Genomic DNA, 14543 nt, shown 5'->3' on the forward strand with positions numbered 1-14543 from the left:
AGTCTATGAAAAATAATCTGAGATTAGCCAAAGCCGAAAGTGACACGGTGTCACCTTTGTCACCCTGTTTCGCCCTTCAGACGCCCTTTGATGGTGAGTTAGGTGACAGGTGGGACCCTGAACGCGAGGCCCGGTCATCCCCGCCTGCGCGGGAATGACGGTCAAAAGGGTAGTCCGCTGGCCTCTTAAAACAGACCCGGCACTTCGCGTTGGACTGCTGACGGATTGTCTGGCTGCAGCAACTGCTTTTCGCTCGCGCTGCGGCTTTGCACGCCCTGGAAGCCGGGGGTGCCGGTGATCGGGGTGCAGGACGCCGCACCGTCTCTCAGGAAGGCGAGCGCACGGGCGACGGAGGCCTCTGCCGGATCGCCAAGCTGGTTGGAGATGTCATCATTCGCCTGACAGGTATTGGGCATCACGCCCGCCAGCCCGCTGAAATATTCGCCATTGCCGTCGGCATTTTCGGTCTGGAAGGTCACGGCGCGGATCCGGTCATCGCAGGCGGCAAGGTCGAAGCCGAATTGGCCGACCGGTTTGCCCGATGTGTTGGTTCCGACCAACGCGATATTGTTGCCCAGATAGGGGATCAGCGAATTGGTTACGAGCTCGCTTGCAGAGGCCGTGCCGCCGCGGCCAATCACCGCGACTTTGGTGGGCTGAATGGAACCGGCCTCGGTCTGGAAGAACTCGGTTTCGTTTTCCGACGCCTTGCTGGGGCGCAGAACGGTGCGGCTGAACACTTGGCCCACGCGGTTGCGGCCCATCAGGTCGCCCATCAGCTCGGCAATGCTGACCAGACCGCCGCCATTGTAGCGGAAGTCGAGAATGATCTCGGTGACACCCTGGTCACGGAAGCTCTGGAACGCGGTGCGCAGATCGCCGGCCGCATCGGACACAATAAAGGTGCGCAAATTGATATAACCGACCAGCTTGCCATTATCATTCAGAGTCAGCGCGCCGTAGCGGTCCGACACGGCGTCGAGCGAGAAGTCGGCCTTGGTCACAGTCACTTGCGATTCGGTGCCATTGAGCTGGCGGATTACAAACGTCCGCTGCAAGCCGGGGTCGGACGGGCCAAGGCGGTTGATCACGCCTTGCGGCCCTTCGCTCGCCATCACGCTCGAAATCGACACGAGAGTGGATGCCGATGTTCCGAGCGAGATAAGTTCGACACCGCGGTCGAAGCCTTGCGGGAAGGCGGGCGCGCTCTCGAATGCCTCGATAACGAAGACGCGGTTGTTGGCCGTGTCATAGCCGAGACGGATGCCAAAGCCCGCGCTGGAGCCGCTGTTGATGAGTTCGTTTTCTTCCTTGATCGAGGTGACGAAGGAGAAGCCTTTATCCTTGTTCTGGGCCCGCGCCGGAGCGACCAGCGCATCAATATAGGACTGGACGGTCGAGTGGTTTGCCTTGTTGACTGTGGTGTCGAGCAGGTCGGGGAACAGATACCATTCGTTGAACACGGCAAAGGCGAAGTCCTGCCGCTCGGACAAGGAGCAGCCTGCGGTTGTTGGAGTGGGTGTGGGCGTCGGGGTGGCACCGCCGGTAATCGGCGGAGAAGAATCTCCGCCACCACAAGCGGCAAGAGAAATTGCGAGCGTCACGCTCAACACATTGCGACCAATACCCATGGTGAAATTACTCCGAAATTGCGTCCCTGCCCGCGTCCGGGCATCCATATTGCTGGCTGGAGGATGCAGCCTGAGCGGCGACTGGGCAAGCGGTGATTGCGTGAAAATATGGTTGCTCATCCGTAAAACAGGTAATTTCACCCCGATTTTCGTGCCGCATCGGTGGAAAACCCCGATTTTGACCCTAATTTCTGTTGCCCAAGCCTCGCCGCCTTCTGCGAAGCGGCGTAGAACATTATTTCAAGGAGAGAGATGCTAATGTCTGCAGAAGTTCCCGCTTGGCTGAGTAGCGCTTTGAAAAGCGCGCCTAAGCATGCTGCCAGGCTGACCATTGCGACACTGGCCGATGAGCGTTCCTTCGGGCGCGGCGGCTTCTCTTTATCTAGCCCCGCATTCGAACATGGCGAAGAGCTTGATCCGTGCTTTACCGCGGATGAGGAAGACGCTGTTGCTCCGCCTCTCGAATGGAATGCACCGCCTCCTGGCGCGCAAGAGATTGTGATTTTGGTAGAGGACGCCGATGCGGGCGGCGATACGCCGACGTGCCATTGGACTGTATGGGGCCTGCCCGGACAAAAGGGCATGCTGCTGGAGGGCGAGACACCTCCGCGGGTCGGCAAAAATTCTCAACGCAATTCGGAATGGCAGCTGCCTGCGCCACCGATGGACGATGATGCACATATATATGTTTTTCAGATCTTCGCGCTCGACCTTCCGATGGTCTTGATGCCCGGTGCTTCGCGTGCCGAGCTGGTCAAGGCGATGGAAGGCCATGTCGTTGCCGCAGCGGTGCTAACAGGCACCTATAAGCGCGAGGAAGGTGACGACGACCTGGCAGACAACTGGGACGAGGATGACGACGGTTAATAGACCGCGATATTACTAAGTGAAGCCAATCTAGGAAAGGAACATACCATGGCTGGCAAAAACAATGCACTTCAGAAACCTGTAACTCTCTCACCAGAGCTCGAGAATGTAATCGGCAAAGGTCCACTGACCCGCGCACAAGTTACGTCGAAAGTTTGGGAGTACATCAAAGGGAATGACCTGCAGGACAGCAAGGACAAGCGTCAGATCAATCCTGATGCGAAACTGGGCGCCGTAATCGGTAACGACCAGATTTCGATGTTCAAGATGACAGCTGCGGTGTCCAAACACCTCAGCTAAATCTGATTACTTTTGGGAGCGGAACGGCCAATTGGTCGTTCCGCTTACCCACAGCGCGAGCCAGATGATAATCGGCTGCGCAATCATTCTCGGCACATGATAGATCAGGCCCATTCCGCCGTCATCACGCGCCAAATCCATAGCAAAATGATTGATGTTCGCAGGCCATACGCACAGCGCGTATAGAGCAAGGCCGATGCCTGCTGCCTTGCGCAATTGCGGCCGCCATGGTTGCACCAGTCCCGCAGCGCCCAGCAGCTCCGCCACGCCCGTCCAGAACACGACTGCACCCGGGTAAGGCACCCAATCGGGCATGATAGCCAAAAAGCCATCGGGTGATGCAATATGCGCATAGCCGGCGATCGCATAGAAGACTGCGAGCAACCACAGCAGGATGATTCGAAAGTTCATAAGCTCGCGCACATATTGTTGTGTTCCCGATGTTCTCTTGCGATAGTCTTGCCAGCCATAGAGGCCGCATTCGGAGACCGTAAATGAAAAAGCTCGCACTGCTTCCTTTGATCGCGCTGCTGGCGACGCCGCTCGCTGCGGAAACGCCCGAAGAGACCGCGGCGGAAGCGTTGGAGAACGCGCCGATATGGGATGGGCATAATGATGTGCCGATCCAATTGCGCGGGCGGTTTGGCAATATGATTGGCGAGTTTGATTTCGAAGATACGACCGACACTGGGCCGGAGCATTCGTCGGGCCGCACGATGCACACCGATCTGGAGCGGTTACGCGCCGGAAAGGTCGGGGCGCAATGGTGGTCGGTCTATGTCTCCGCCTCGCTAAGCGAGCCGCAGGCTGTGCAAGCGGTGATCGAACAGATCGACGTGACCAAGCGATTGATTGGCAAATATCCCGATGATTTGCAGCTGGCACTCACCGCCGACGACGTGGAAGCAGCTATGAGGGGCGGCAAGATTGCATCGTTGCTGGGTATGGAGGGTGGTCACTCGATCGGCTCAAGCCTCGCTATCTTGCGCCAGACTTATGAGATCGGTGCGCGCTATATGACGCTGACGCATTCCAAAAACACCCCGTGGGCCGACAGCGCGACCGACACGCCCGAGCATGATGGTCTGACTGATTTTGGCAAAGATGTAGTGCGCGAAATGAACCGGATCGGAATGCTGGTCGATCTCAGTCATGTCAGCGAAGCGGCAATGCACGACGCGCTCGATGTGGCGAAAGCACCAGTGATTTTCAGCCATTCATCGGCCCGCGCGATCAACGGCCACGCGCGAAATGTGCCTGATGGAGTGTTGAAACGCCTTCCCGCAAATGGCGGAATCATCATGGTCACTTTCGTGCCCGGCTTTCTTAGCGAACCAGCACGCGAATGGAACGCCAACCGTTCCGCCGAAGAAGCGCGTCTCAAGGCGCTATGGCAAGGTCAACCAATAGAAGTAACTAAGCGAATGGAAGAGTGGGACGAGGCCAATCCGCTACCCAAAGCAGGGATCAGCGATACCGCCGATCACATCGATCATGTCCGTAATGTCGCTGGTATCGACAGCATCGGTATTGGCGGCGATTATGACGGTATCCCCTTTGCACCCGACGGTCTCGAAGATGTGTCGACCTATCCGGCCTTGTTCACCGAGCTTGCGCGTCGAGGATATACCAAGAGTCAATTGGAGCAGATCTCATTCGGCAATATGATGCGCGTTATGCGCGCCGCCGAAGCGTATAAGGCCAGCGTATCGGATATGGCGCCAATCGAAACGCCTGTGCCTAACTAAGTGAAACTAGCTCTGGGCTTCCAATTCCGAGCCGCGTTTTAGCACTTCGTCACCATCTTCCTGCTTGATCAAATAAGCAGGATTGTCTGCGTCGCCGTCCTTGGTGACTTCCGTTCCTTGCAAAGTGCGTGTCACTTCGCGCTCGAAGCGCTCTTTTATCTGGCCTTTTCCTTCACCATTACCCCAGTTCCATTTGACATACTGGTCCGTTTGAAAGCTGTTGGAATTGCTCATGATTACTCCGTAGGATCGTTTTTTACCGCAAGCGCTTCTTCGCTAACAGCTGGAGTTGTAGCTTCTTCGATTTCGTCGCTCACGATACTATCTGTACCCTTGTCTTCATCATCCATTGCGGCAGCTGTAGCCGCACCGGCCGAGGCTTCTTCTTCAACCGAACCTTGCGATAGGGCGCCGGTTATCCAGATAAGTGAAAGCAGGCCGATGGCGAGCAACAAGCCAATGCCCAAAACCCAGCGCATGTGCCCGGTCTTGCGGCCACCGCTGGCCTCGGTATCGTTAATGTGAACTTCTTCGCCGTGCTTGTGCATATGTAATTCCGTCTTGTTTGTTGACCGATCTATCGGCCTCGTGTGGCAGGATTTGAACGGTCAGTCCAATCCGAGGTTCCAGAGCTCGCTAATTTCTAGGCGCGCAGCAGGTCGTTGATGCCAGTCTTGGAACGGGTCTGCGCATCGACAGTTTTAACGATCACGGCGCAGGCGAGTGATGGACCCGGTGTTCCGTCTGGCAGCGGTTTTCCGGGCAACGCCCCCGGCACAACAACGCTGTATGGCGGGATATGGCCAGTAATGATCTCACCGGTCTCGCGGTTCACAATCTTGGTTGATTGCGTGATAAATACGCCCATCGCCACAACGCAGCCTTCGCCAACGATCACGCCCTCAACTATTTCGGAGCGTGCGCCAATAAAGCAATTGTCGCCGATGATAGTCGGGTTGGCTTGCATTGGCTCCAATACTCCGCCGATTCCGGTGCCTGCAGAGATATGACAGTTCTTGCCGACCTGCGCACAGCTGCCAACCGACGCCCATGTGTCGATCATGGTTCCGTCATCGACATAAGCGCCGATGTTGACGAAGCTGGGCATGAGCACGACGTTCTTGCCGATATGCGATCCCCGACGGGCAATTGCCCCGGGGACCACCCGGAAACCTGCATCGCGAAAGCGTGCATCATCCCAACCGGCAAATTTGGAGGGTACTTTGTCATAGGCTGGCGCGCCTGCTGATCCGCCATCCATCACGACATTGTCGTTGAGGCGGAAGGATAGCAGCACGGCTTTTTTCAGCCATTGGTTTACTGTCCAACCACCATTGCCATCGGGCTCAGCCACGCGGCCTTTGCCGCTATCGAGCATCGCCAAAGCAGCATCGACATCTGTGCGAACTTCGCTGCTGTCGGGTGTGACATTGGCACGATCCTCCCATGCAGCTTCAATGGCGGTTTCAAGCGTGGCGGTCATTATGCGGCTCCAGATAGAGGGTTCGCTGGTGCTGCTAGCGACAGGGCGAGAGACCAGCAAGAGGCATAGCGTTGCAAGGCCGCAAATCTTACTTGCTGCTAACCCTTTACCTTGAACGATAATTCAGGCTAATCATCAATATAGAGGGGATAAATACGAGGCCGGACTATGCCCCCAACTCATAAAGCCCGATCCCAGTACCGCTTTGGAACCGCCTTTACAGCGCTGGCTCTGTTGTCCGGTTGTGGCGGTGGTGGAGGGGGCGGTGGGCCAATCAGTACGCCCGCACCTGTGCCAACGCCTACGCCCAGTCCAACACCGACGCCCACACCCACTCCCACTCCAACGCCCACTCCGACACCAACGCCTACTGCGACAAATTTCAACACAGCTGAATTTCGCCGTTCGGATGGTCCTGATTTTCATGCTGCGGTGACGGCTTGGCAGGATGGCATCACCGGCGCGAGCGAGATCATTGCGATCATCGATACAGGTATCGATACGGACAGTCCTGAATTCGCCGGGCGGATACACCCGGACTCGAGGGATATCGCCGGTAATCCGACAGTCGAGGCAGAGGACGACCACGGCACGAACGTAGCAATGGTTGCAGCTGCTGCGCGCGACAATACAGGCGTTGTAGGCATAGCATTCGAGGCCGACATTCTTGCTCTACGCGGCGACCGGCCGGGGACTTGCAACACGGATACTGACGAAGCGCTGGATGGATGCTCTTTCCGCGACCGCGATATTGCCGACGGCGTGGATCAAGCGATTGCGTCGGGTGCAACCGTTATCAATCTGAGCCTTGGCGGAAGCCTCCCGACAACGTCGCTGAGCAACGCTATCCGGCGAGCTGCGGATGCCGGGATCGTCATTGTGGTCTCGGCGGGTAATGATGGAGATTCGACCGAGCCCGGGATTGACCCTGATCGGCCAGATCCATTTGCAGCGGGTGCGCTCGCGGCTGGCGGCGCCAACGTAATAATAGTCGGTTCGGTTGATGATGCGGGTGAAATTTCGGACTTCAGCAACCGCGCAGGTGATCTGTCCGCATCCTATATCAGCGCGCGCGGCCAGCGTATCTGCTGTATCTATGAAGACGGCGTACTGCGGGTCACTGAAGAGAATGGCAGCCGCTTTGTAACGGTGTTTTCAGGCACCAGTTTCTCCGCACCGCAAGTAGCAGGAGCGGTTGCATTGCTTGCACAGGCTTTCCCCAATCTGACCGGCACCGAGATCGTCGAAATCCTGCTTAATTCTGCGAGGGAGGCCGGTGATGCGGGCGCAGATGCGGTGTTCGGCAGGGGGATACTTGATATTGGAGCCGCGCTTGCACCGCAGGGAACAACGACATTGGCTGGATCGTCTGTAGCATTGGCTTTGACTGAGATTACCGGCGTCGGATCGTCTGCGATGGGCGATGCGTTTAACAGCGTACCCATCAATACGATTATCACGGACAGCTATGACCGGGCGTATAATTATAATCTAGCCAGCGGAATTCGCAGCGCCTCAATCCAGCCACGTTTGCAGGGCGCGGTGGAAATGCGGGGGCGGCATGTATCGATTGGAAGCGAAGCGGTCTCGCTAGCTTTCACAGTTGGCGATCCGGCCAGTGGTGCACCTACCGGACAATTGCAGTTGAACCAATATCAGGCCGAGCAGGCCAGAGTGTTGGCTGCACGTATTGTACTGAAGATCGCGCCCAAAACCGATTTGGCATTTGCTTTTGTAGAGGGGGCGCAAGGACTTGTCGCGCAATTACAGGGACAAAGCCGCCCCGCGTTCCTGATCGCGCAATCTGCCGGTGGCGACACGGGCTTTTTCCGCCGGAATAATGCCTCATTTGCATTGCGCAAAAAAGTGGGTGCTTGGGGTCTGACATTAAGCGCGGAAACCGGCGATGCCTATTTTGGAAATTTCCGCTCTTCTGCGAGCTTGGCCGATGGCAGGCGCGAAGAGCGCGGCGTGAACAGCTTTGCATTCTCGGCAGATCGCCGGTTCGGTCCGGTTGAAACCGCGCTGGGTCTGACATGGATGCAGGAAGAGGAGACCGTTCTCGGCGCATTCTTCCATGAATCTTTCGGAGCGGGCGGGGCGGACACAATGTTCCTCGATGCTTCAGCGGCTATGGGCGTGAGTCGCGATTGGCGTATCGGCGGTTCGTTCAGGCAGGGCTTTACTCGCTCCAACCGGACCGGGTCGATTGTCGACGGATCGGACTTCATCAGCCGTGCTTGGTCCGTCGACGTGTCTCGTCGCGGTGTGTTCGCTGGCGGCGACAGCGTCGGATTTCGCCTTTCACAACCGCTCCGTGTTGAAAACGGCGGGCTGACACTGAACCTGCCGGTGGCATATGACTACAACACCGAAAGCGCGATCCTTGGTGAGCGGCGCATATCCTTGACCCCAAATGGACGCGAGCTGCTGGGGGAAATGGCGTGGCGCGGGCCGTGGGCGGGCGGAACCGCGGCGGCCAGCCTGTTCTATCGCCAGCAGCCGGGGCATCTAGCGAACTCGCCTGATGATGCAGGCATCGCGGTCAAGTGGAACAGAAGCTTCTAATGTAGAACCTTTCGGCTGGGGCGCTAAAGCCCAGCCCTTTTGGCATAGTGATAGGCCCGCTCAACCAGCGGAACCACGCGGTCGGACATTTTTTTTGCATGCGCGCTAGACGCGGTGCCATCGATCACACGTTTCTTAATGCCCTGGATAATTCCGGCGAGGCGAAACAGATTGAATGCGAAGTACCAGTCCATTGGCGGAACCGGATAGCCGGTGCGCTTGACGTACCGCTCGACCGCTTCTTCCATCGTCGGAATGCCGAGCGCTTTGTGATCTAGCCCGCCAATTCCGGCGCGCCCATCAACCGGACTAATCCAGTTGAGCATCAGATAGGAGAAATCACTAACCGGATCGCCCAGCGTCGAAAGCTCCCAATCCAGCACTGCAATCACGCGCGGCTCTGTCTTGTGGAAAATCATATTGTCGAGCCGGTAATCGCCATGGACGATGCTGCTCGCATGTTGCTCGGGAATGGTTGTGGGCAGCCATTCGATCAGCCGATCCATTTCAGGGATCACTTCGGTTTCGGATAGCTTGTACTGTTTCGACCAACGCGCAATCTGGCGCGCGCAATAGTCGGTCGGCTTTCCGAAATCGTCCATTCCGATTGCTGCCACATCGGTTGTGTGCAGATCGGCCATCGTATCGATCATGGCGTTGTAAATGCTGGTCCGTTCGGCTTTGTCTGACGCAGGCAGAGCGCCGTCCCACAGACTGCGGCCATCGGCCATGCTCATCACAAAGAACATCGCGCCGATGACCTCTTTGTCTTCGCATAACCCATACGCTTTAGGCACAGGGAATCCGGTTGGCCCTAAGCAGGCCATCGCTTTGTATTCACGGTCAACCGCATGCGCGCTGGGCAGCAATTTGCCAAAGGGCTGGCGGCGCAGAACATAAGACTGGCCGGGCGTATCGATCCTGTATGTCGGGTTCGACTGTCCGCCTTTGAACTTGGTCATCGAAAGCGGGCCGGTGAAGCCGTCGACATTGGTCGCCATCCATTCGGTCAGCTTGCCTTCGTCGAGCTTGTCTGCGTCGGGCACTGCAACCGTACCGACCATTTCTTTTTCGTAATCCATCGCCTGTTCGTCAGCCATACTTCACTCAATCGAATACAATAACCGAGCGCGCAGAATGCCCGTCGCGCATCTTGTCAAAGCCTTGGTTGATCTCGTCCAGACTGATGCGTTCCGCAATCAGCGTGTCGAGATCGAGTAGCCCGCGCATATAGAAATCTACGAGACGCGGAAGATCGACCGGGAAGTGGTTTTCGCCCATAATCGCGCCTTGCAGCTTCTTTCCGCCGAGCAAATCCATCGCGCCAAGCCCGACTTTGCAATCGAGCGGCATCATGCCTAGGATGATCGCTGTTCCGCCCCGCCGGAGTGATGCGACCGCAAGATCGGCAGAGGCCTGACGCCCGACAGCTTCGATTGCGTAATGTACACCGCCGCCAGTCATTGTGATGATCTGTTTGGCGGCATCTTCGGCCATTGCATCGACAGTGTGCGTTGCGCCGAGAACCTTGGCCAGTTCGCGCTTTTCCGGAATCGGGTCCGCCGCGATCACCATGCCTGCACCGGCGATCTTGGCTGCATTGATCGCGGCGAGGCCAACGCCTCCACATCCGACTACGACAACAGTTTCACCCGGTGTCAGATTGGCGGCATTAAAAATGGTGCCAGCGCCGGTTGTAACTGCACAGCCGATCAGGGCAGCACGGTCCAATGGCATCTCTTTGTCGATGGAAACGCAGGCATTTTCATGGATCAACATCTGTTCGCTAAATGCGGACAGGTTGAGCATTTGGTTGACGGTCTCGCCGTCGTTCCTGGTGATGCGCGGCGCACCATCGGGACCACGGCGGGTTGCCGCACCCATGCACAAAGCCAAGCGGCCCGTGACACAGAACTCGCATTGCCCACAGAATGCAGACAGGCAGGAGACGACATGATCTCCCGGTTGGACCGAGCGGACTTCGCTACCCACTGCACGGACAACTCCCGCAGCCTCATGGCCCGGTATTGCGGGCAGCGCATGCGGATAGGAACCGTCGATGAAATGGAGGTCAGAGTGACACAAGCCGCAGGCCTTGGTGTCGATCAGAACCTCATGCGGTGCCGGATCAGCCAGCGTGACCTCACCAATGGTGAGACCTTTGCCCGGCTGCTCCAAGATTGCCGCTTTTGCCATGTCGTTCTCCTGCCTCGCTGTTTAGCGGGTTGCCGCCAAATCACCCGAGCTTACGCCTGCGTCATTAGGCAGATCGGTATGCTTGGAGAATTCGATCCGGGCGATGGAGCGCGCGTGCACTTCATCAGGACCATCCGCGAGACGCAATGTGCGCTGATGCGCGTAAGCACTGGCGAGGCCGAAATCGTTCGACACACCGCCGCCGCCATGGGCCTGAATCGCATCGTCAATGATCGAGAGCGCCATATTCGGTGCCTGAACTTTGATCATCGCGATTTCCTGTTTGGCGGATTTATTGCCAACCTTGTCCATCATGTCAGCAGCCTTGAGACACAGCAGGCGCGTCATCTCGATATCGATCCGGGCGCGGGCGACGCGCTCTTCCCAGACCGAATGCTTGTAGATCGGCTTGCCGAAAGCTTCGCGCTCCTGCAGGCGTTTACACATCTTCGCCAGAGCTTCTTCAGCGACACCGATGGTACGCATACAGTGGTGGATACGGCCAGGGCCGAGGCGCCCTTGTGCGATCTCAAAGCCGCGACCTTCGCCAAGCAGCAAGTTCGAAGCTGGAACGCGAACGTCCTTCAGTTCGACTTCCATATGGCCGTGCGGTGCATCGTCGTAACCGAATACAGGCAAGTGACGCAAAATGTTTACACCGGGGGCGTCCATCGGCACGATCACCTGCGATTGCTGCTGATGGCGCTTGGCTTCGAAGTTTGTCTTTCCCATAGTGATCGCGACTTTGCAGCGCGGATCGCCAAGGCCCGAAGACCACCATTTGCGGCCATTGATCACATAGTCGTCACCATCGCGGTCGATACGGGTTTCGATGTTGGTCGCGTCGGACGACGCCACGGCTGGCTCGGTCATCAAGAAGGCAGAACGGATTTCGCCATTCATCAGCGGCGTAAGCCACTTATCCTTCTGCTCGCGGGTGCCATAGCGGTGGAACACTTCCATATTGCCGGTATCAGGCGCGGAACAGTTGAACACTTCGCTCGACCAGCCAATGCGGCCCATTTCTTCGGCGCACAGCGCATATTCGAGGTTGGTCAGGCCAGGGCCTTCGAATTCATAAGTGTCATCCACATGGCTCAGCTGACCCTGCGGCGGCATGAACAGGTTCCAGATACCTTGTGCCTTTGCCTTCACTTTCATGTCTTCGATTATTGGAATGACTTTCCAGCGTTCGCCCTCATTATCCTGGTCGATATAGGTCTGCACATTGGGGCGGATATTCGCCTCGATAAAGTCGCGAACACGGTCGCGCCAATGGGTCTGCCGGTCGGTAAGATCAAAATCCATGGGGTATATCCTTTTTACGAGTCGATAAGTGCTTAGGAGTTTGCGGGGGTGTCGTCGACAGCCCCGGATGCGGTTTTTGCGGCGAGTGCGGCAACGCGTGCTTCATGCTCGGCGCGGTCGATGGGGAAACGGTTCATGAACCAAGCTGACACTACACCCAAGACAACGATGGCGATGCAATATTGCAGGATCATACTGTCGATGACGGGTTCTGCGACTTCGCCCGGCACCGCTTGTTCTGGCAGACCTGCAATGGCGACGATCAGGCCGGTCAGAAAAATTCCTATGCCTGTCGCGCATTTCTGGATGAACCAATAGCCGGAATAGAATGAACCTTCCGCGCGGCGCTCAGTCCGTTCTTCGAACGCCTCGACGATTTCCGCAACCATAGAAGAAGCTGAGATCATCACCATAACACCGAATGTGTTGCTGAGAAGAAGGAAGCCAAGCACCAGCGCGGATGACGCAGTGCTGCCGATTTCGGGCCAGACGCCCGCCCAATAGAATCCGTATGGGATCAAGTAGATCACCATCGAAATCAGCGTGGCAACCGCTGCAACTTTAGGCTTGCCCCATTTCTTATGCGCAGGGCCAAGCGTGATGAATGTGAGGACAACACTGAGGAACAGAACGATCGGGTAGAACGCAAAGACTGCTTCGGAGAATTGCCAGATATACAGGTAAAGATAATTCGACAGCGCGAACGTCATGCCTTGGCTGACATACGCGCCAAGAGCGCCGCCAGCGAGGATCAGAAACGAGCGCTCTGACAGCGCTTGGATGATCTCCGAGAATGCAACGCTCAACTTGAAGGGAGGGGGCTTGTCCTTCGGAAGACGCGCAACGCGGCTGTGTTGTCCCAGCGCAGAACCGATCACCGAAATGAAAATTACAGCGGCTCCGAAATAGCCATAAATCGCGTAGCCTTCCGGCTCCAGCAGGCGGCCAGCGAGGAATACCTGATAGGCTAGAAACAACATGATCAGACCGCCGGTCCAGCCCGACAGGAAGCGGTACCGGAACAATGTGGTGCGCTCATCATAATCGCTGGTCAGTTCCGGAACGAGCGACGTCGATGGAACCTCACAGGCCGAAAGCAGTAACCGTACGACGACTGCGATTGCCAATAAGCCAAAGAAGGTAGGTTCACCGCCAATCGGTGGTTGCCACATGATGACCCAAGCTATCGCGAGCGGAATTGGTGCGGCATAAAGCCAAGGCAGTCTGCGGCCCCAGCTTGTATATGTCCGGTCAGACAAATTGCCGAGCAGCGGGTCGATAAACGCATCAATGATGAGCGCTAGCGCCAGCGCAAGACTAACTAGCGCGGCATCCATTCCCAATACTTGATTGTAGAAAATCAGCAGGAAGACAGAAAACCCATTGTCCTTGATCCCGAACGCAACCGCGCCAAACCCGTGAAACAGCTTGATCCGTTGTGGCAGAGGCTGAAACTCAGGGGCCTGTCCGGGAAGTGCACTCATGGCTGGTCAGCCTCGGCCAACGCGCGCAGCGCTTCGAACATGTCGGGTTCATTCGCATCCCACGAATATTTCGGCCCGATGGTTATGCCGCCATCGACCACGATGGAGTGCCCATTGACGAAGGATGCCTCTTCGCTCGCCAAGTAGGCCATCGCATTGGCGATATCCTCGGGCTGGCCGCCGCGCGCAACGGGCTGAGCGCCAGCTGACATATGCGCGATCATGGCCTTGCCAACCTCCTCCTTCTCTTCGGTCAGATCGAGCGATGCGGTGAAGATATTGGTATTGATAAAGCCCGGCTGGATCGCGTTCACACGGATCTGGTGTTTGGCCAGATCGGCCGCGGCCATTTTGGTTAAATGTAGCACGCCTGCTTTGGCTACGGCGTAGGCGTTGGGCGAATATCCCGGACCGACCGCCGCGACGCTTGATGTGTTGATGATAGAGGCATTCTGGCGTCCCTTCATATGCGGCACGGCATAGCGGATGCCGAACGCGACCGAGCGGAGCAGTAGATCCATCGTCAGATCCCAGCCTTCAGGCTCGATCTCGTCAATTGACGTGCCGTCGCCGCCTGCGCCAGCATTGTTGAACACGATATCGATGCCGCCTGTTTCGGCAGCGGCGCGGTCCATCAGAGCTTTGATGTCCTCGGTTGAGGTCACATCGCAGCGCTGGAATGTTATCTTGCCGTTGGAGCCCGATGCCAATTCTGCACCTCCAGCTTCATCGATATCAGCAGCAAAAACATGCGCGCCTTCCGCGGCAAGCAGCAGCACCGACGCCTTGCCGATTCCCGATGCCGCACCTGTAACAACGGCAGTTTTGCCGGAGAATCGCATACACCTCTCCCAAGGTTTTTCTTTGCAACTAGCTTAGGGATGCGAGCCGCAGCGTCAACGCCACTCTGCCTGACGCTACGGCATTCTGTGCTTTGGGCCAGCTTACCATTTCGGCG

Annotated in this window: 14 protein-coding genes; 4 read left to right on the plus strand and 10 right to left on the minus strand. The window is 57.0% G+C overall.

The features are described 5' to 3' along the window. Window positions 1–185: 185 nt before the first annotated feature. Window positions 186–1631 (minus strand): S41 family peptidase, encoded by a 1446-nt coding sequence (locus GRI35_RS04680; protein WP_160613093.1) that lies wholly within the window; start codon window positions 1629–1631, stop codon window positions 186–188. A 258-nt stretch (window positions 1632–1889) separates the two neighbouring features. On the opposite strand from GRI35_RS04680, the gene GRI35_RS04685 reads away from it, so the two are divergent. Together GRI35_RS04685 and GRI35_RS04690 are read left to right on the plus strand one after the other, a co-directional pair. Continuing rightward, the gene (locus tag GRI35_RS04685; protein WP_160613094.1) at window positions 1890–2498 is read left to right on the plus strand and encodes a YbhB/YbcL family Raf kinase inhibitor-like protein; all 609 of its coding nucleotides are present in this window, start codon (window positions 1890–1892) and stop codon (window positions 2496–2498) included. A 48-nt stretch (window positions 2499–2546) separates the two neighbouring features. Then, window positions 2547–2798, plus strand: a complete 252-nt coding sequence (locus GRI35_RS04690; RefSeq protein ID WP_160613095.1) for an SWIB/MDM2 domain-containing protein — start codon at window positions 2547–2549, stop codon at window positions 2796–2798. A gap of 6 nt (window positions 2799–2804) precedes the next feature. Here the strand turns inward: GRI35_RS04690 and GRI35_RS04695 are convergent, their stop codons facing one another. After that, window positions 2805–3209 carry a DoxX family protein gene (locus tag GRI35_RS04695; RefSeq protein WP_160613096.1) on the minus strand — a complete coding sequence of 135 codons (405 nt, stop codon included), beginning with the start codon at window positions 3207–3209 and terminating at the stop codon, window positions 2805–2807. Window positions 3210–3292: 83 nt separating this feature from the next. On the opposite strand from GRI35_RS04695, the gene GRI35_RS04700 reads away from it, so the two are divergent. Next, window positions 3293–4546, plus strand: a complete 1254-nt coding sequence (locus GRI35_RS04700) for a dipeptidase (protein ID WP_160613097.1) — start codon at window positions 3293–3295, stop codon at window positions 4544–4546. 6 nt (window positions 4547–4552) lie between these two features. Here the strand turns inward: GRI35_RS04700 and GRI35_RS04705 are convergent, their stop codons facing one another. The 3 genes from GRI35_RS04705 to dapD form a co-directional block, all read right to left on the minus strand. Beyond that, the gene (locus tag GRI35_RS04705; protein WP_160613098.1) at window positions 4553–4780 is read right to left on the minus strand and encodes a hypervirulence associated TUDOR domain-containing protein; all 228 of its coding nucleotides are present in this window, start codon (window positions 4778–4780) and stop codon (window positions 4553–4555) included. A 2-nt stretch (window positions 4781–4782) separates the two neighbouring features. Beyond that, window positions 4783–5094: a hypothetical protein gene (locus GRI35_RS04710; protein ID WP_202390509.1), complete on the minus strand. Its 312-nt coding sequence runs from the start codon at window positions 5092–5094 to the stop codon at window positions 4783–4785. Window positions 5095–5189: 95 nt separating this feature from the next. Beyond that, window positions 5190–6029, minus strand: coding sequence for a 2,3,4,5-tetrahydropyridine-2,6-dicarboxylate N-succinyltransferase (gene dapD / locus GRI35_RS04715; RefSeq protein WP_160613099.1), 840 nt, complete (start codon window positions 6027–6029; stop codon window positions 5190–5192). 432 nt (window positions 6030–6461) lie between these two features. Between dapD and GRI35_RS04720 the strand changes: the two genes are divergently transcribed. Next, window positions 6462–8597: a S8 family peptidase gene (locus GRI35_RS04720; protein WP_290258937.1), complete on the plus strand. Its 2136-nt coding sequence runs from the start codon at window positions 6462–6464 to the stop codon at window positions 8595–8597. Between the two features lie 23 nt (window positions 8598–8620). Here the strand turns inward: GRI35_RS04720 and GRI35_RS04725 are convergent, their stop codons facing one another. The 5 genes from GRI35_RS04725 to GRI35_RS04745 are packed head-to-tail and all read right to left on the minus strand — an operon-like array spanning window position 8621 to window position 14427. Next, window positions 8621–9697 carry a phosphotransferase family protein gene (locus tag GRI35_RS04725; RefSeq protein ID WP_160613100.1) on the minus strand — a complete coding sequence of 359 codons (1077 nt, stop codon included), beginning with the start codon at window positions 9695–9697 and terminating at the stop codon, window positions 8621–8623. 7 nt (window positions 9698–9704) lie between these two features. Then, window positions 9705–10793: a Zn-dependent alcohol dehydrogenase gene (locus GRI35_RS04730; RefSeq protein WP_160613101.1), complete on the minus strand. Its 1089-nt coding sequence runs from the start codon at window positions 10791–10793 to the stop codon at window positions 9705–9707. 21 nt (window positions 10794–10814) lie between these two features. After that, window positions 10815–12101 carry an acyl-CoA dehydrogenase family protein gene (locus tag GRI35_RS04735; protein WP_160613102.1) on the minus strand — a complete coding sequence of 429 codons (1287 nt, stop codon included), beginning with the start codon at window positions 12099–12101 and terminating at the stop codon, window positions 10815–10817. Between the two features lie 32 nt (window positions 12102–12133). After that, window positions 12134–13585, minus strand: coding sequence for an MFS transporter (locus GRI35_RS04740; RefSeq protein WP_160613103.1), 1452 nt, complete (start codon window positions 13583–13585; stop codon window positions 12134–12136). Continuing rightward, window positions 13582–14427, minus strand: a complete 846-nt coding sequence (locus GRI35_RS04745; RefSeq protein WP_160613104.1) for an SDR family NAD(P)-dependent oxidoreductase — start codon at window positions 14425–14427, stop codon at window positions 13582–13584. Before GRI35_RS04745 ends, GRI35_RS04740 begins: the two co-directional genes overlap by 4 nt. Between the last annotated feature and the right edge of the window lie 116 nt (window positions 14428–14543).

The organism is Pontixanthobacter aestiaquae (genome assembly GCF_009827455.1).
In the GTDB taxonomy this organism is placed as follows: domain Bacteria; phylum Pseudomonadota; class Alphaproteobacteria; order Sphingomonadales; family Sphingomonadaceae; genus Pontixanthobacter; species Pontixanthobacter aestiaquae.